General features: G+C 69.6%; 16 protein-coding genes and 3 tRNA genes. 2 read left to right on the top strand and 17 right to left on the bottom strand.

Features of this window, described 5'->3' with window-relative positions:
* Positions 1-6: 6 nt before the first annotated feature.
* From MRQ36_RS09405 to MRQ36_RS09485, 17 genes are all read right to left on the bottom strand, one after another.
* On the bottom strand, positions 7-3,438 hold the full coding sequence (locus MRQ36_RS09405; protein ID WP_242794495.1) for a DNA-directed RNA polymerase subunit beta: 3,432 nt from the start codon (positions 3,436-3,438) through the stop codon (positions 7-9).
* A 574-nt stretch (positions 3,439-4,012) separates the two neighbouring features.
* The gene (rplL, locus tag MRQ36_RS09410) at positions 4,013-4,396 is read right to left on the bottom strand and encodes a 50S ribosomal protein L7/L12 (RefSeq protein WP_242794496.1); all 384 of its coding nucleotides are present in this window, start codon (positions 4,394-4,396) and stop codon (positions 4,013-4,015) included.
* Between the two features lie 54 nt (positions 4,397-4,450).
* Positions 4,451-4,999 (bottom strand): 50S ribosomal protein L10, encoded by a 549-nt coding sequence (rplJ, locus tag MRQ36_RS09415; RefSeq protein WP_242794497.1) that lies wholly within the window; start codon positions 4,997-4,999, stop codon positions 4,451-4,453.
* Between the two features lie 325 nt (positions 5,000-5,324).
* Complete coding sequence (locus MRQ36_RS09420) at positions 5,325-6,014, bottom strand: hypothetical protein (protein WP_242794498.1); 690 nt, start codon at positions 6,012-6,014, stop codon at positions 5,325-5,327.
* Positions 6,011-6,901 (bottom strand): ABC transporter ATP-binding protein, encoded by an 891-nt coding sequence (locus tag MRQ36_RS09425; RefSeq protein WP_242794499.1) that lies wholly within the window; start codon positions 6,899-6,901, stop codon positions 6,011-6,013. The genes MRQ36_RS09420 and MRQ36_RS09425 overlap by 4 nt, the downstream gene beginning before the upstream one ends.
* 79 nt (positions 6,902-6,980) lie before the next feature.
* Complete coding sequence (gene rplA, locus MRQ36_RS09430) at positions 6,981-7,697, bottom strand: 50S ribosomal protein L1 (RefSeq protein WP_242794500.1); 717 nt, start codon at positions 7,695-7,697, stop codon at positions 6,981-6,983.
* Positions 7,698-7,780: 83 nt separating this feature from the next.
* Positions 7,781-8,212, bottom strand: coding sequence for a 50S ribosomal protein L11 (rplK, locus tag MRQ36_RS09435; protein ID WP_242794501.1), 432 nt, complete (start codon positions 8,210-8,212; stop codon positions 7,781-7,783).
* Between the two features lie 183 nt (positions 8,213-8,395).
* On the bottom strand, positions 8,396-9,118 hold the full coding sequence (gene nusG, locus MRQ36_RS09440; RefSeq protein ID WP_242794502.1) for a transcription termination/antitermination protein NusG: 723 nt from the start codon (positions 9,116-9,118) through the stop codon (positions 8,396-8,398).
* A gap of 37 nt (positions 9,119-9,155) precedes the next feature.
* Complete coding sequence (gene secE, locus MRQ36_RS09445) at positions 9,156-9,545, bottom strand: preprotein translocase subunit SecE (RefSeq protein ID WP_242794503.1); 390 nt, start codon at positions 9,543-9,545, stop codon at positions 9,156-9,158.
* A gap of 213 nt (positions 9,546-9,758) precedes the next feature.
* Positions 9,759-9,831: transfer RNA gene (locus tag MRQ36_RS09450), tRNA-Trp, on the bottom strand.
* 128 nt (positions 9,832-9,959) lie between these two features.
* Positions 9,960-10,352: a MaoC family dehydratase gene (locus tag MRQ36_RS09455; protein WP_242794504.1), complete on the bottom strand. Its 393-nt coding sequence runs from the start codon at positions 10,350-10,352 to the stop codon at positions 9,960-9,962.
* Between the two features lies 1 nt (position 10,353).
* The gene (locus tag MRQ36_RS09460; protein ID WP_242794505.1) at positions 10,354-10,800 is read right to left on the bottom strand and encodes a MaoC family dehydratase N-terminal domain-containing protein; all 447 of its coding nucleotides are present in this window, start codon (positions 10,798-10,800) and stop codon (positions 10,354-10,356) included.
* 123 nt (positions 10,801-10,923) lie between these two features.
* Positions 10,924-11,091, bottom strand: a complete 168-nt coding sequence (rpmG, locus tag MRQ36_RS09465; RefSeq protein ID WP_013288652.1) for a 50S ribosomal protein L33 — start codon at positions 11,089-11,091, stop codon at positions 10,924-10,926.
* A 129-nt stretch (positions 11,092-11,220) separates the two neighbouring features.
* Positions 11,221-11,293 (bottom strand) — tRNA-Met (locus MRQ36_RS09470).
* Positions 11,294-11,318: 25 nt separating this feature from the next.
* A tRNA-Thr gene (locus MRQ36_RS09475) sits at positions 11,319-11,391 on the bottom strand.
* 107 nt (positions 11,392-11,498) lie between these two features.
* Positions 11,499-14,048: a bifunctional diguanylate cyclase/phosphodiesterase gene (locus MRQ36_RS09480; protein WP_242794506.1), complete on the bottom strand. Its 2,550-nt coding sequence runs from the start codon at positions 14,046-14,048 to the stop codon at positions 11,499-11,501.
* A gap of 61 nt (positions 14,049-14,109) precedes the next feature.
* Positions 14,110-14,262 carry a hypothetical protein gene (locus MRQ36_RS09485; RefSeq protein ID WP_242794507.1) on the bottom strand — a complete coding sequence of 51 codons (153 nt, stop codon included), beginning with the start codon at positions 14,260-14,262 and terminating at the stop codon, positions 14,110-14,112.
* A 293-nt stretch (positions 14,263-14,555) separates the two neighbouring features.
* On the opposite strand from MRQ36_RS09485, the gene MRQ36_RS09490 reads away from it, so the two are divergent.
* Entirely contained in the window at positions 14,556-14,927 is a 372-nt protein-coding gene (locus MRQ36_RS09490) for a hypothetical protein (protein WP_242794508.1), read from the top strand.
* A gap of 182 nt (positions 14,928-15,109) precedes the next feature.
* Positions 15,110-16,051 carry a pentapeptide repeat-containing protein gene (locus MRQ36_RS09495; protein WP_242794509.1) on the top strand — a complete coding sequence of 314 codons (942 nt, stop codon included), beginning with the start codon at positions 15,110-15,112 and terminating at the stop codon, positions 16,049-16,051.
* Positions 16,052-16,097 lie beyond the last annotated feature (46 nt).

The raw sequence follows: 16,097 nt of genomic DNA on the forward strand, positions 1-16,097 counted from the left end.
CTCACCTCAGACCTCTTCGACCGAGCTCGGCTCGCGCCGGGACAGGTCGATGCCCAGCTCCTCCGCCGCCCGGAACACCTCGTCGTCGGTCTCGCGCATCTCCAGGGCCACACCGTCGCTGGAGAGCACCTCGACGTTGAGGCACAGCGACTGCAGCTCCTTGAGCAGCACTTTGAACGACTCCGGGATGCCCGGCTCGGGGATGTTCTCGCCCTTGACGATCGCCTCGTAGACCTTCACCCGGCCCAGGACGTCGTCGGACTTGATGGTGAGCAGCTCCTGCAGGGCGTAGGCAGCGCCGTACGCCTGCATCGCCCAGCACTCCATCTCACCGAAGCGCTGGCCACCGAACTGCGCCTTACCACCCAGCGGCTGCTGCGTGATCATCGAGTACGGACCGGTCGACCGGGCGTGGATCTTGTCGTCGACCAGGTGGTTGAGCTTCAGGATGTAGACGTACCCGACCGCGATCGGGTCCGGGATCGGCTCGCCGGAACGACCGTCGAAGAGCTGCGCCTTGCCGGTGCGCCCGATCAGCTGCTTGCCGTCCCGGTTGGGCAGGGTCGACGCCAGCAGACCGGAGATCTCCTCCTCGCGGGCACCGTCGAAGACCGGAGTGGCCACGTTGGTGTCCGGCTCGGACTCGTGCGCGTCGATCGAGCGGAGCTGACGCTTCCACTCCTCGTCGTCGCCGTCCACGCTCCAGCCGGTCTTGGCCACCCACCCGAGGTGGGTCTCCAGGACCTGACCGATGTTCATCCGGGACGGCACACCCAGCGGGTTCAGCACGATGTCGACGGGGGTGCCGTCCTCCAGGAACGGCATGTCCTCGATCGGCAGGATCTTGGAGATGACGCCCTTGTTGCCGTGCCGGCCGGCGAGCTTGTCGCCGTCCTGGATCTTGCGCTTCTGGGCCACGTAGACCCGGACCAGCTCGTTGACGCCCGGCGGCAGCTCGTCGCCGTCCTCGCGGGAGAAGGTCCGCACGCCGATGACCGTGCCGGTCTCACCGTGCGGCACCTTCAGCGAGGTGTCCCGGACCTCACGCGCCTTCTCACCGAAGATCGCGCGGAGCAGCCGCTCCTCCGGGGTCAGCTCGGTCTCACCCTTGGGCGTGACCTTGCCGACCAGGATGTCGCCGGGGACGACCTCGGCACCGATCCGGATGATCCCGCGCTCGTCGAGGTCGGCGAGCATCTCCTCGCTGACGTTCGGGATGTCGCGGGTGATCTCCTCCGGGCCGAGCTTGGTGTCCCGGGCGTCGACCTCGTGCTCCTCGATGTGGATCGAGGTGAGCACGTCCTGCTGCACGAGGCGCTGCGACAGGATGATCGCGTCCTCGTAGTTGTGGCCCTCCCAGCACATGAACGCCACCAGCAGGTTGCGCCCGAGCGCCATCTCGCCCTCGTCGGTGCACGGACCGTCGGCGATGACCTGACCGGCCTCGACGCGGTCGCCCTCGAAGACGACCGGCTTCTGGTTGACGCAGGAGCCGGCGTTGGAGCGGCGGAACTTGTGCAGCAGGTAGGTCCGACGGTGGCCGTCGTCCTGGTGGATGGTGATGTAGTCGGCGCAGAGATCCTCGATCACACCGCCGACCTCGGCCACCACCACGTCGCCGGCGTCGACCGCGGCACGGTATTCCATGCCGGTGCCGACCAGCGGCGCCTCGGCCTTGACCAGCGGTACGGCCTGACGCTGCATGTTCGCGCCCATGAGCGCGCGGTTGGCGTCGTCGTGCTCGAGGAACGGGATCATCGCGGTCGCGACCGAGGTCATCTGCCGCGGCGAGACGTCCATGTAGTCGACGGCACCGGGGACGACGTCCTCGGTCTCGCCGCCCTTACGACGACACAGCACCCGGTCCTCGGCGAACGTGCCGTCCGACTTCAGCGGCGCGTTGGCCTGGGCCTTGACGAACCGGTCCTCCTCGTCCGCGGTCAGGTAGTCGATCTGGTCGGTGACCCGACCCTCGACGACCTTCCGGTACGGCGTCTCGATGAAGCCGAACGGGTTGACCCGGGCGAAGGTGGACAGGGCGCCGATCAGACCGATGTTCGGGCCTTCCGGCGTCTCGATCGGGCACATCCGACCGTAGTGGGACGGGTGCACGTCCCGGACCTCGAAGCCGGCCCGCTCGCGGGACAGACCACCCGGACCGAGCGCGCTCAGCCGGCGCCGGTGGGTCAGACCCGCCAGCGGGTTGGTCTGGTCCATGAACTGGGACAGCTGCGACGTGCCGAAGAACTCCTTGATCGCCGCCACCACGGGGCGGATGTTGATCAGGGTCTGCGGCGTGATCGCCTCGACGTCCTGGGTGGTCATCCGCTCGCGGACGACCCGCTCCATCCGGGACAGGCCGACCCGGACCTGGTTCTGGATCAGCTCGCCCACCGTACGCAGACGGCGGTTGCCGAAGTGGTCGATGTCGTCGGCCTCGTAGCCCTCCTCACCGGCGTGCAGCCGGCAGAGGTATTCCACGGTGGCGACGATGTCGTCCTCGGTGAGCGTGCCGGTGGTGATCGGCACGTCCAGCTCGAGCTTCTTGTTGAACTTGTACCGACCGACCTTGGCGACGTCGTACCGCTTCGGGTTGAAGAAGAGGTTGTCGAGCAGGGTCTGGGCGTTCTCGCGGGTCGGCGGCTCGCCAGGGCGGAGCTTCCGGTAGATGTCGAGAAGCGCCTCGTCCTGACCGGCGATGTGGTCCTTCTCGAGCGTGGTCATCATCAGCTCGGACCAGCCGAACTTCTCGCGGATCTGCTCCGCGGACCACCCGATGGCCTTCAGCAGGACCGTGACGGCCTGCCGACGCTTGCGGTCGATGCGGACGCCGACCGTGTCGCGCTTGTCGATGTCGAACTCCAGCCAGGCACCCCGGCTCGGGATGACCTTGACGCTGGAGAGGTCGCGGTCGGAGGTCTTGTCCGGCTGCTTGTCGAAGTAGACGCCCGGGGACCGGACGAGCTGGCTGACCACGACGCGCTCGGTGCCGTTGATGATGAAGGTGCCCTTCGGCGTCATCATCGGGAAGTCACCCATGAACACCGTCTGGCTCTTGATCTCGCCAGTGGTGTTGTTGGTGAACTCCGCGGTCACGAACAGCGGCGCGCAGTAGGTCAGGTCCTTCTCCTTGCACTCCTCGATCGAGGCCTTGACCTCGTCGAAGCGCGGAGCGGAGAAGGAGAGCGACATGGTGCCGGAGAAGTCCTCAATGGGACTGATCTCGTCGAGGATCTCCGCGAGACCCGAGCGTGCGTGCGGGTCGTCCGCCGACCGGCCCTGCCAAGCCTCGTTGCCGACGAGCCAGTCGAAGGACTCGTTCTGAATGGCGAGGAGGTTGGGGACCTCGAGGTGTTCGGTGATCCTGCCGAAAGAAACTCGGCGGGGCGCGAAAGCGCTCGACGTACGACTGGTCTTCGCAGGGCGGGAAGCTGCCAAGATGCGTCCTTCCGAGGACCGGTGCTGCAGAACGGCTGGTACGCGTGCACTCCAATGACCCCACCAGAAATATCCGTAAACGGACATTTCCGAGCAGGGGTCAAGTCGGAAGGCAGCGCAAACTAGCAGTGTAGCCGAGAGGCTAACCGCTGTCCAGCCCACCCCGCAGGTCATCGCGGAACTCGCCTCGGGACCGTCGAAAACCGGGTCAACCGGGCCGCTCGGAACGCGATGTTCCTGCCGGTCCGCTCGGGAGCGGTGGCGTCGGTGTTGCCGCTGCCATTACCCGAGAGGTGGCCGTTGCAAGCGCGGAAGGTCTTGCTGGTGTCAGCGTGCCTGGCAGCCCCGTGCCGCGTCAAGGGCCGGTTACTGCTCGGGGTGTCTTTCCCACCGACGGGCTACCCGCTCCACGCACCGGCCAGCCGTACGCCGGCCGTCGGACGCCCTGCTCACGCCGCTGCCACCGCCAGCCACCAACCACAGCGGGCGGTGACCCGTTCCCGGATCACCGCCCGCCACGACGCGATGTGCCCCGGCTCACGTGAGCCGGACGCGCGTCAGGTGGAACTCAAGGTCACTTGAGGGTGACCTTGGCGCCCTCGCCCTCGAGCTTGGCCTTGGCCTTCTCGGCGGTCTCCTTGTTGGCCTTCTCCAGGACGGCCTTCGGAGCAGCCTCGACCAGGTCCTTGGCCTCCTTGAGGCCCAGGCCGGTCAGCTCACGCACGACCTTGATGACCTGGATCTTCTTGCCACCGTCGGCGTCGAGGATGACGTCGAACTCGTCCTTCTCCGGCTCGGCCTCGGCGGCGGCCGGGGCAGCACCCGGGCCGGCCATCGCGACCGGAGCCGCGGCGGTGACCTCGAAGGTCTCCTCGAACTGCTTCACGAACTCGGAGAGCTCGATCAGCGTCATCTCCTTGAACGCGTCGAGCAGCTCGTCGGTGCTGAGCTTCGCCATGTCTGGCGTCCTTTCTCGCAATAAAAATTAAGAACGTGGTGCGCCGGGAGGGCCTCAGGCCGCCTCGGCGCCCTCCTGCTCGCGCTTCTTGTCCGCCAGGGCGGCCGCCGCACGGGCGGCCTTGGAGAGCGGAGCCTGGAACAGGGCCGCGGCCTTGCTCAGGTTGCCCTTCATCGCGCCGGCCAGCTTGGCCAGCAGCACCTCGCGGGACTCCAGGTCGGCGAGCTTCGTGACCTCGGCCGCGGAAATGGCCTTGCCCTCGAAGACACCGCCCTTGATGACGAGCTTCGGGTTGGCCTTCGCGAAGTCGCGAAGGCCCTTCGCCGCCTCGACGACGTCGCCCGAAACGAAAGTCAGCGCGGTAGGACCGGTGAACAGCTCGTCGAGGCCGGAGATGCCCGCATCGGTCGCCGCACGCTTCGCGAGCGTGTTCTTGGCAACCGTGTAGGTGGTCTCCTTGCCGAGCGAGCGCCGCAGCTGGGTGAGCTGGGAAACCGTCAGACCACGGTATTCCGTCAGCACCGCAGCGCCCGCGTTGCGGAAGCTCTCGGTCAGCTCAGCGACGGCCGTGGCCTTGTCGGCCCGGATCGGCTTGTCCGCCATGTCCCTCCTCTCTCGTTACTCGAGGCTGGTCGCCGTCGAGGAGCGAAACTCCCCGACAGCGACGGAGGCGTCACGACAACGAGAAAAGCCCCGGCGCAGGGCGCGCGGGGCGAGGGCCGGCCTGATCACCATGGTCGGCGGACCACGGGAAGAGCCGATTTATCGCTTACCGCCCTGCGCGGGTCGCCCGTCATCGCGGAACCTTCGACCGTGCCGGAGCACGGTGACCAGCGGTCTCTGGGTGGAACTACGCCATCAGGTTACGCGACCCGTCGGCGCGCACCAAATCGCCCCCCGTGTGCGCCCGGTCACCCTCCCCGGCCGGTCAGGCGCGATGGTGCCGCCGCCACGCATAGCCGGCCCCGGCGGCCGCGCTCCAGAGCAGGGCCCAGCCGGTCAGCAGCGCCCCGGTCGTCGCGGTGAGGCCGCCGGTGAGCGCCCGGGCGGTCGGCAGGACCGGCGGGGCGAGCCAGGGCACCACCGAACCGGTCAGGCCGAGCACCAGGGCGCCCACCGCGCCGACCACCAGCACGGCCACCCCGTAGCCGGCGCTGCGGGTGCAGGCCCGGCTGGCCAGCGCGCCGAGCAGCACCGCCGCCGGCAGGGCCAGCAGGTGCGCCCAGAGGCCCAGGGCGACACCGACCACCACCGACCGGTCCCCCGGCCCCACCGGCCCGGTCACGCCGCCCACCAGCCAGGGGAAGACCAGCGCGAGCAGCACCGTGCCGAGGCCCGCCACCCCCGCGGCCAACAGCCCGGCGGCCCGCTCCCGGGCCGGCCCGACCACCACCTGCGCCAGCCGGCGCTGCACGTCCGGCTCGACGTCCAGCAGGATCCTGCTCTGCCAGGCGAGCACCGGCAAGAGCACCACCGCGGAGACGCCGTAGGCCTCCGCCGGCTGGGACCGGCCGCCGCCGTAGAGGACGGCCAGGGCGATCAGGCCGGCGAGCACCGGCGCCAGCGCCCGTCCGGTACGCAGGAAGCCGGCGAGCCGGAGCCGGACCAGCGCGGTCACCGCGTCACCTCGGGGGCGGGACCCTCGACGCCCGGCTCGGTCAGTGCCGCGCCGTCACCACCCCACCCGGTGGCCGACGACGCCCCCGCAACCCCGAGAGCCGGCTCACGACCCGGGACGGGTTCGGGACCGGTCGGCGCGGTCGGCGGGGGGACGGCGTGGTCGCGTACCCGAAGGATCTGGTGGCCGTCGGCGCGCAGCCGGGCGACGGTGCCGGCCACCCGCGCGGCCGGCACCGCCAGCTCGACCACCACGAGCGCCGGCTCCCCGGTCGGCGCCTCCTCGGTCAGCGTGCCGTCGGCGACGGTCCAGTGCCGCGCGCCGGGCAGCCGGACCGTCTCGCCGCGGTGGTCGCTGACCAGGACGGCGCCGCCGCCGGTCAGCACCTCGTCGATCAGCTCCGGGACCAGCTCACGGGCGGCGGCGTCCAGACCCTCCCACGGCTCGTCGAGGACGAGCAGGCCGGGCGGGCGGAGCATCGCCTGGGCCAGGCCCACCTTCTGGGCGGTGCCCTTCGACAGCTGCGCCAGCCGGACCTGGCGGAAGTCACCCAGGCCCAGCCGCTCGGTCCACTGCGCCACGGCGCGCTCCGCGCCGGTCGCGGAGAGCCCGGCGACCCGGCCCATCACGGTGAGGTAGTGCGCCACGGAGAAGGGCTGGTCGGCGGGGAACCGCTCCGGCACCCAGCCGACCGCGGCGGGCCGGTCGACCACCCGGCCCCGGGTCGGCCGCAGCACCCCGGCGGCGAGCTGCAGCAGGGTCGACTTGCCCACGCCGTTACGGCCGAGCACGACCGCCACCTCGCCCGGACAGATCTCCACGTCGACCGCCCGCAGCACCCACCGGCCCCGCCGGTGGTACCGCAGCCAGACGTCATCGAGCCGCATGCCGCGAGCCTGCCACAGCGGACAGACGAACGGGGCCCCGCCACGAGTCGTGGCGGGACCCCGTCGGGTCAGGCGTTGCTCAGGCCTCGGCCGAGCCCTCCTGCAGGTTCTTCACCAGCTTCGGGTCGACCGGGACGCCCGGGCCCATGGTGGTGGTGAGGGTGACCTTCTTGAGGTAGGTGCCCTTCGCCGCGGACGGCTTAGAGCGCAGCACCTCGTCCAGCACCGCCGCGTAGTTGTCGATCAGCTGAGCCTCGGAGAACGAGGACTTGCCGATGATCAGGTGCAGGTTGGAGTGCTTGTCCACCCGGAAGGTGATCTTGCCGCCCTTGATGTCCGAGACGGCCTTGGTGACGTCCATGGTCACGGTGCCGGTCTTCGGGTTCGGCATCAGACCGCGCGGGCCCAGGATCCGCGCGATCCGGCCGATCTTGGCCATCTGGTCCGGCGTGGCGATCGCCGCGTCGAAGTCCAGCCAACCACCCTGGATACGGGCGACGAGCTCGTCGGTGCCCACCTCGTCCGCACCAGCCGCGAGGGCCTCCTCGGCCTTCGCGCCGGCGGCGAAGACGATCACGCGGGCGGTCTTACCGGTGCCGTGCGGCAGGTTGACCGTGCCGCGGACCATCTGGTCCGCCTTGCGGGGGTCGACGCCGAGGCGCATGGCGACCTCGACCGTGGCGTCGAACTTGGTGCTGGTGGTGTCCTTGGCCAGCTTCACGGCCTCGGCCGGGGTGTAGAGCTTCGACCGGTCGATGGCGTCGGCGGCCTTGCGGTAGGTCTTGCTGCGCTGCATTTCTGGTTACTCCTGTGGTCTATGGCGGGCCGCGGTGTCCACGCGCCCTCCCACGAACTGATCTTGGAAGGTGTCGACCGACGTCAGTCGTTGACGACGATGCCCATCGACCGGGCGGTGCCGGCGATGATCTTCGCAGCCTGGTCGATGTCGTTGGCGTTGAGGTCGACCATCTTCTTCTCGGCGATCTCCCGCACCTGGGTCATGGTGACGGAGCCGACCTTGTCCTTCTGCGGGACGCCCGAGCCCTTGTCGACACCGGCGGCCTTGAGCAGCAGCCGGGCGGCGGGCGGGGTCTTCAGGACGAAGGTGAAGGTCCGGTCCTCGTAGACGCTGATCTCGGCGGGGACGATGTCGCCCCGCTGGGACTCGGTCTGTGCGTTGTAGGACTTGCAGAACTCCATGATGTTCACGCCGTGCTGACCGAGCGCCGGACCGACCGGCGGCGCCGGGGTGGCCTGGCCAGCCTTCAGCTGAAGCGTGAACGTCTTGACGAGCTTCTTCTTCGGAGGCATGTCTCTTCCTGGGGCTTGGAACTGGGGAAGCGCCGGTCGCGGGCACGCACGGTCAGCGTGATGCGACAACGGCGACGTTCTAGGGTAGCGCAGACTTCCGCCGCCGCCTTCGCCGAGGTCCGGCAGGAGGGCGGAACGACGCACCGGCGGCAGGCCGCAGCCCACCGCCGGTGCGACCGTACGTCAGATCTTGGCGACCTGGTTGAAGTTCAGCTCGACCGGCGTCTCCCGGCCGAAGATCGACACCAGCACCTTGAGCTTCTGCTGGTCGGCGTTGATCTCGCTGATCGTCGCCGGCAGCGAGGCGAACGCGCCGTCGGTGACGGTGACCGAGTCGCCGACCTCGAAGTCGAGGACCTTGATCTCGGGCTTGGCCTTCTTCTGCTCGGTCTCGACCGCCGGGGCCAGCCACTTCAGCACCTCGTCGAGGCTCAGCGGCGCCGGGCGGTCGGCCCGGTCGGTCGCCCCGACGAAACCGGTGACGCCCGGGGTGTTCCGGACGCAGGAGTAGGACTCGGCCGTCAGCTCCATCCGGACCAGGATGTAGCCCGGGAAGACCTTCGCCTGGATCTGCGACCGCTTGCCGTTCTTGACCTCGACCTCTTCCCGGGTCGGCACCTCGACCTGGTAGATGAAGTCCTCCATGTCGAGGGAGGTGATCCGGGTCTCGAGGTTGGTCTTGACCTTGTTCTCGTAGCCGGCGTAGGAGTGCACCACGTACCAGTCGCCGGGGGCGTAGCGCAGCTTCTGGCGCAGCTCGGCGACCGGGTCGTAGTCCTCGTCCGGGGCGGGCTCGGTGGTCGGGAATTCCGGCTCGCTGGCGGCCTCGACCGACTCATCGTTGGCCGCCGTCGCCACCGTGGACTGCTCGTCCGTGGTCTCGGCGGTCTCGTCGTACTCAGGCACGCTCGCTCACTTCCGTCACTATCGGCTCAGTAGCCGGTCAGCTGGGGTTGCCGAAGACCCACAGCACCGCCTTCGCGAAGCCGTAGTCCAGGCCGGCCACGATCGTCAGCATCACCGCGACGAAGGTGACCACCACGGCCGTGTAGGTCAGCAGCTCCTTGCGGGTCGGCCAGATGACCTTACGCAGTTCGGCCACGACCTCGCGGAAGAACCGCGCGATGCGGGCGAAGAGCCCGATCCGCTCGGTGTCCTTGCGGGTCTTCCGCTCGTCCGAGGACTCGGCGCGGGCCCGCTTACGGGTCGCGGTGCCGCCCCGGGAGACCGGCTCGTCCGCATCGGTGTCATCGGTGGCCTCGTCGTCGACGACCGCGTCGTCACGCAGGCGCTCGTCGTCGGCGTCCTCGCCGCGCCGCTTGCTCTCGGCCACTTCAGCCCTCCGTGCGGGTATCGGGGTCGCACGCCGATGCGGCGTGCGCGGCGCTGGTCACGCCGGCCGGACCAACCGTCCCGCGACGGGCCGCGGCCGGCGGACCGGCCAGGAGGACCCGAATGCCTCGGACCCACCCCGCCGGCGCCACCACCACGGGCCGGACGCCGCCGTTAGGCGGCGCGACCCACGGGAACGGTCAGGCCTGAGGCGCAGGGGTGACAGGACTTGAACCTGCAGCCTGCGGTTTTGGAGACCGCTGCTCTGCCAATTGAGCTACACCCCTGTGCGGCAACTCTCACCCCACGCGGTCACAGACGACCGTGCAGGGGTCACTTGCCCCACGGCGGACCAGTGTACGGGTAGTCGTGCGACTTTCCCAACCGGTCTGCCCATCGCGCGTCGGGACCCCGCTCAGCGGGGTGCCCGGACGGTCGCCCGAGCCTGCGAGAGGACCTTCTCCCCCAGGCAGGTGGCGGTGACGTCCAGCCTGGTCAGGCCCTCGTCCGTGGTCTCCTTCAGCACCGCGGAGACCTCGATCTCGGTGCCCTGGTCGTCGTCCGGCACGACCACCGGCCGGGTGAACCGGACCTGGAAGTCGACCACCGCGTCCGGTGCGCCGGCCCATTCGGCGAGCGCGCGGCCGACCAGCGCCATGGTGAACATGCCGTGGGCGATCACCCCCGGCAGGCCCACCTTGGTGGCGGTCCGGTCGCTCCAGTGGATCGGGTTGAAGTCACCCGAGGCGCCCGCGTAACGGACCAGGTCCGCCCGGGTCACCCGGAAGGTCTGGGTGGGCAGCTCCATGTCAGGCCTCCCCGCGTACGACGATCTTGGACCAGACGGCGACCACCGGCTCGCCGGCGGCCGTGCTGACGTCGGTGCGGGTGGTCAGGAAGCCGTGCCCGCCCCGGTTGGTGATGTCCTCGATGGTGTTGACGCAGACCAGCTCGTCACCGGCCACCACCGGGCGGGTGTACGCGAAGCGCTGGTCACCGTGGACCACCCGGCTGTAGTCGACGCCGAGCGCCGGGTCCTCGACGATCTGCCGGGTGGCGGCCATGGTGACCACGATCGGGAAGGTCGGCGGAGCCACCACGTCGGGGTGCCCGAGCGCCTGGGCGGCCGCCGGATCGTGGTGGGCGGGGTCGGTGGCACGGATGGCCGTGGCGAACTCACGGATCTTTTCTCGGCCCACCTGATAGGGGGCGGTCGGCGGATAGGTCCGGCCGACGAAGGACGGGTCCAGGGACATGCCGCCGAACCTACACGGAAAACACGAACGCCGATCCGTACGGGACCGGCGGCGCGGGGCCGTCGATCCGTGCGGATCGGCGTTCGGAATGCGGTGGGACCTGGCCGGCGAACCGGCCGCGGGTCAGCGGGTCTCGCGGTGGACCGTGTGCTTGCCGTCCCGGGGGCAGAACTTCTTCAGCTCGATGCGGTCCGGGTCGTTACGACGGTTCTTACGCGTGATGTAGTTGCGCTCCTTGCACTCCACACACGCCAAAGTGATCTTCGGCCGGACATCGGTCGCCTTCGCCACGGCGGAGTGCCTTCCTCGCTACGGATAACAACTACGGCGCATCAGCGTACGCGCTGATGGCGCGGACATGCAAAATGGGCACCTGCGGCGCCCATCACACCGACCACCGGAAAGCCCGGAGGACGAGAGTAGCGGTGGCCGGACTTGAACCGGCGACACAGCGATTATGAGCCGCTTGCTCTGCCATCTGAGCTACACCGCCGTGGCGGGTCCAGCCGGACCCTTTGAGCCCCCTTACGGAATCGAACCGTAGACCTTCTCCTTACCATGGAGACGCTCTGCCGACTGAGCTAAGGGGGCCTACCCGATCACCCCGTGGGGTGTCGCGCAGGAGAAACAGTACACGACGGGTGCCCCCGAGGTGAAATCGGATCCCCCCTCCGCGAGGCGATCCGGATTCTCCCAGCTCAGAGCAGTGTCACCGAGCGATCCGGGACGACCCGCAGCCGGGGCGCCTCCGCCGCCGACCCGGACGACTCCGACTCCACCTGGGCGCCGAACCAGGCCTCCAGCCGCTCGTACGGCAGCGGACGGCTGAACAGGAAGCCCTGGCCGATCTCGCAGCCGATGTCCTGGAGCAGTTCCAGGGTCAGCTCGCTCTCCACCCCCTCGGCCACCACGGCCAGGCCGAACTGCTGGGAGAGCGTCACCACCGCGTTGACGATGGCCAGGTCACCCGGATCGGTCGCCATGCCCTGCACGAACGACCGGTCGACCTTCACCTCGTGCACCGGCAGCCGGCGCAGATAGGCCAACGACGACGAGCCGGTGCCGAAGTCGTCCACCGAGAGGCGGACACCGAGGTCCCGCAGCCGGCGCAGGGTCGGGATCGGCCGCTCGGTGCCGTCCAGCACCCCGGCCTCCCGGATCTCGAAGGTGAGCCGCTGCGGCGGCACGCCGTACTCGTCGAGCAGCTCGCGGACCCGGTCGGGGAAGTGCGGGTCGGTGAACGTACGCGCGGAGAGGTTGACCGCGACGGCGAGCGGCTGCTCGACGTGCGTCCAGTCCCGGCTGCGTCGCAGCCCCTCCCGGAGCACCACCTCGGTGAGCCGGCCGAGCTGCCCGGTGTGCTCGGCCACCGCGACGAAGTCCTCCGGGGCGACCGTGCCGTGCGTCGGATGCTCCCAGCGGGCCAGGCACTCCACCCCGAGCAACCGGCGGTCCCGCAACGTCACCTTCGGCTGGAAATAGACCTCCAGCTCGCCGTCGTCCAGGGCGCGCCGCAGGTCGCCGGCGAGGCCGAGCCGCCGCAACGACCGCGACTCCAGCGCCGGGTTGAACAACTGCACGCTGCCGGGCACCGACTTGGCCGCCGTCGCGGCCAGGTCGACCCGTTGCAGCAGCGTCGCGGCATCGCTGCCATGATCCGGGTGTACGACCACCCCGACGGCGGTGTCCACGTCCAGGGTGAGCGCGTCGAAGACCATCTCGTCGCGGATCTGCTCCCGCAACTGGGCGGCCAGCTCCACCGCCGCCTCGGCGTTCTCCAGCCGCAGGGTCACCAGGAACTCGTCACCGCCGGCCCGCCCCACCAGAGCCGACGAGGGGGCGCTGGCGCGCAGCCGCTCGGCCACCTCGACGAGGACCTTGTCCCCTGCGGCGTGCCCGAGCGACTCGTTGACCTGGCGCAGCCCGTCCACGTCGAAGAGCAGTACGGCCACCACCTCGCCCGGCGCCCGGATCTTCACCGCCTCGTCCAGCGCGGCCGTGATCCGCCGCCGGTTGGGCAGCGTGGTCAGCGCGTCGTGGTACGCGTCGTGCCGCAGCCGGTCGACCAGCCGGGAATTCTCCAGGGCGACGGCGGCGTGTGCGGCGACCGTCTCGAAGATGGGGATGTCGGCGGAGGTGAGGTGATTGGTGTCGCCCAGCCGGTTGACGATCTCCAGGGTGCCGATCACGGCCTGCCCCGAACGCAACGGCACGACCAGGACGTCCGTGACCGGACTCGCGCCGGAGCGGGGCAGGTCGGCGTCGTCGCCCAGCTTCCGCCCGACCGCCACCCGCCGGCCCGACTCGAGCACCCGCTGCCGGATGGCGGCTGGCCCCGGCGCGAAGTCGAGCAGGCCGGGGGCGTCGACCCGAGCGGTGAGCAGCACCTCCGGGTGCCGGCCCTGCGGCGGCAGCCAGAGGGTCGCGTACTCGGCCTGCATGAGGCTGCGGATCCGGCCGAGCAGCGCGTCGACCAGCGTGCCGTCCTGGCCCCGCTCGGTCACCGCCTTGGTCAGGTCGTACAGGTCGGTGAGGGTCCGGTGCTGCTGGAAGAACCGGGAGTAGGACCGGTAGACGAAGGCCACGGCCACCGCCACCGCGGCGAGCAGGAGGATCGCCCAGCCGCTGCTGCTGAGCACGATCAGGATGACCAGGCCGATGGCGACGTTGACGGCTGCGGCCAGCAACGTGGGCGCGGCGCTCCGGACCACCTGCCAGCCCGCCTGCAGTCCCTGCAGCAGGCTGATCACGCCACCCACCCCCGCGAGGGTGACCAGCGTGTAGGTGCCCACCGCGACGAAGAGCACGCCCCAGATCGGCGGCCCGACACCCTCGGACGAGGGCATGGCGAGCAGCACCAGGCTGGCGACCGTGGCGGCGGCCCCGGCGTTCGCCACGTTGAACCACACCTTGGTCGGCGTCAGCCGGCGTCTCATCTGGCCGATGAGCGCGGCGAACGCGGCCACCAGGACCACGGTGACCGGCTGGAGATAGTGGAACGCGAGCACGAGCGGGATCTCCGTCAACGTGACGGAGAGCCCCTGCCGGAGCACGATGAACTGAAGAACCTGGGTGCCGGCGGCGACCAGGACCAGGAGCAGGACGGGAGCCGCCACCGCGTCCCGTACGGTCGGCGGGTTGGCCAGGCTGAGGATGACCAGACCGACGACGGTGATCAGCGCGAGCGGACCGGTGATCAGCCAGGCTGAATCCGTCGTTCTCCGCGCCGGCCGTCGACTCGTTGCCATCCCGCTCCTCAAACCATGACGCCTGGCCGGACCTGCCAGGGCGCGCCCGTGCCGCGGGAGGTCAGGGAACGAGTGTGGTCACCGTCGGCGCGGACCAGTCGTAGCCGAGCTGACTCAGGTCCGGGTCAACACCGAGGACGCCGCCGGCGAGGGCGGCAAGGGCAACGAGCGCCAGCGTCACGCCGAGCAGCCGGCCGGACCTACGACCAGACATCACTGTGCTCCTGTCGGCAGGGTGCAGAAAACAATGGAGATTCCATGATGGTGCCACAGGCCGCGCACACTGGAAAGCCGCAGCGGTGCGCTCAGGACCTTGGCGGGGGCCGCTCGACCCGTCCGGTTGGCCCGGTCAGTCATGTGGCCAGAATGTTCACCGGTTCCCCCGTGGTCGGTAGTCCCAAGAACCGACCTAGCGCCTGAATCCCCACCTAGATCCTCTACCACCCGTAGCGGACACGCAACGCTTCGTCCGGCACCGACTTCGGCCCTTCGGGTTGGCTGGGTCCCATGGAAGCCCGCAGGGACGGCCGAAGCTGGCGGATCGGCACGGTCGGCGACGTTGCCCGGCTCGCCGACCGGACCACGCACGGCTTCTCGATCACCACCGCGATCCCACCGGTGTTCGACGCGTACGCGACCTTCCACCCACCGGGCGTCACCACCGAGGTCCACGAACACGCCGTGCTCGACGAACTCGACGCGCACACGCCGGAGCAGCCGTGGTGGCTGGGTTACCTCGACACCGTCGCCCACGCCGTCGTCTTCCCGCACGCCCCGAAGGTCTCCCTCTACTGGGACCGGCCCTACGTGCTGGTCGAGGCCGGGCCGCGCCCCGCGCCGCCCGCAGCACCCCGCCTACGGCTCGCTCGGCAGAGTTGAACCAGTGCAGTCCAATGGAGGACGTGCCGACTATCCGAGATCGACTGGTTGCTGCCCGTGCAGGATGGCGTCACGGCGGCGCGCCTTCCGCCCCGCCGACCTCCTCAGGCACGACGACCACCAGCCAGCCGACGCCCACAGTCGTACACCGGAAGGTCGTCACCCGAGCACGGTCCGCACGGTTGGAGCTCGCGCCGGTCGCGCCGCTCGAACTGAAACCCGACCCCTGGCAGCGCCTGCTCGCCGTCGGCAGCATCCTCTCGGTGATTGTCCTCGGCATCGGGCTGTTCATCACGAACGCGGCGAATCGGAACCAGCAGGAGGCCACTCGTCAGCAGCAGGAGCTTGCGGCAGCGGGACAGATCGCAGACCGGTTCACCCAGGCCATCGACCAACTGGGCCAGCCTGGCACCGACAAGATCGATGTTCGGCTCGGCGCCCTCTACTCCCTCGAACGCATCATGCGTGACTCCGCCATCAATCAACCTGCGGTGGTAGAGGTGATCGCCGCCTTCATCCGGGTACACGCCCCCGCGGCCAGGACGACCCCCGTCGAGCAGATCGCGAGCCCGCAGTCGTTCAAGGTGCCCACCGCGCCCGTGGACATCCAGGCTGCCGTGACCGTGCTCGGCCGTCGCGACAGAGACCATGACTACCTTCCCGGGGGTCTCAATCTCGCCGGCACGAACCTGGCTGGGGCGAACCTGGCAGACGCCAAGCTGAACGGGGCACGGCTGGAACTCGCCGATCTCCGAGGAACCTTCATGGGCAAGGCACAGCTCGACGGTGCCTTCCTGGGCGGCGCGAACCTGTACGCCTCGACCCTCGACCTGGCCGGTCTGAACGGCGCGTTCCTCGTCGGCGCAGACCTCAGGTATGCCCGGTTGCACGAGACTGACCTCAGTCAGGCGGACCTACGGAACGCCGACCTCCGGGGCGCCGACATGCGTGGTGTCAGGCTGACCTTGGCGGACCTGTCCGGTGCCGACCTGCGCGGAGCAGTGAACCTTTCGCAGGACGATGTCCACTGCGCCAGGACCGACGATCACACCCGGCTGCCGACCGGAGTCACCCGCCCCGACGCTGTCGACCCTCGGGATCTCAAGAGCTGCCGGCCCAGGTAGCCAACTCCTCTGGAGCATTGCTCCGCCACCGCAGATTCGGACTTCG

It is taken from the genome of Micromonospora sp. R77 (assembly GCF_022747945.1).
Lineage (GTDB): Bacteria > Actinomycetota > Actinomycetes > Mycobacteriales > Micromonosporaceae > Micromonospora.

Coding starts and splice junctions, on each gene's coding strand:
- MRQ36_RS09425 (WP_242794499.1), bottom strand. CDS start 6,901: ATGCGGCTCGATGACGTCTGGCTGCGGTACCACCGGCGGGGCCGGTGG.
- rplK (WP_242794501.1), bottom strand. CDS start 8,212: ATGCCTCCGAAGAAGAAGCTCGTCAAGACGTTCACGCTTCAGCTGAAG.
- MRQ36_RS09480 (WP_242794506.1), bottom strand. CDS start 14,048: ATGGCAACGAGTCGACGGCCGGCGCGGAGAACGACGGATTCAGCCTGG.
- rplJ (WP_242794497.1), bottom strand. CDS start 4,999: ATGGCGGACAAGCCGATCCGGGCCGACAAGGCCACGGCCGTCGCTGAG.
- rplA (WP_242794500.1), bottom strand. CDS start 7,697: ATGCAGCGCAGCAAGACCTACCGCAAGGCCGCCGACGCCATCGACCGG.
- MRQ36_RS09490 (WP_242794508.1), top strand. CDS start 14,556: ATGGAAGCCCGCAGGGACGGCCGAAGCTGGCGGATCGGCACGGTCGGC.
- MRQ36_RS09455 (WP_242794504.1), bottom strand. CDS start 10,352: ATGGAGCTGCCCACCCAGACCTTCCGGGTGACCCGGGCGGACCTGGTC.
- MRQ36_RS09485 (WP_242794507.1), bottom strand. CDS start 14,262: ATGTCTGGTCGTAGGTCCGGCCGGCTGCTCGGCGTGACGCTGGCGCTC.
- rplL (WP_242794496.1), bottom strand. CDS start 4,396: ATGGCGAAGCTCAGCACCGACGAGCTGCTCGACGCGTTCAAGGAGATG.
- MRQ36_RS09460 (WP_242794505.1), bottom strand. CDS start 10,800: ATGTCCCTGGACCCGTCCTTCGTCGGCCGGACCTATCCGCCGACCGCC.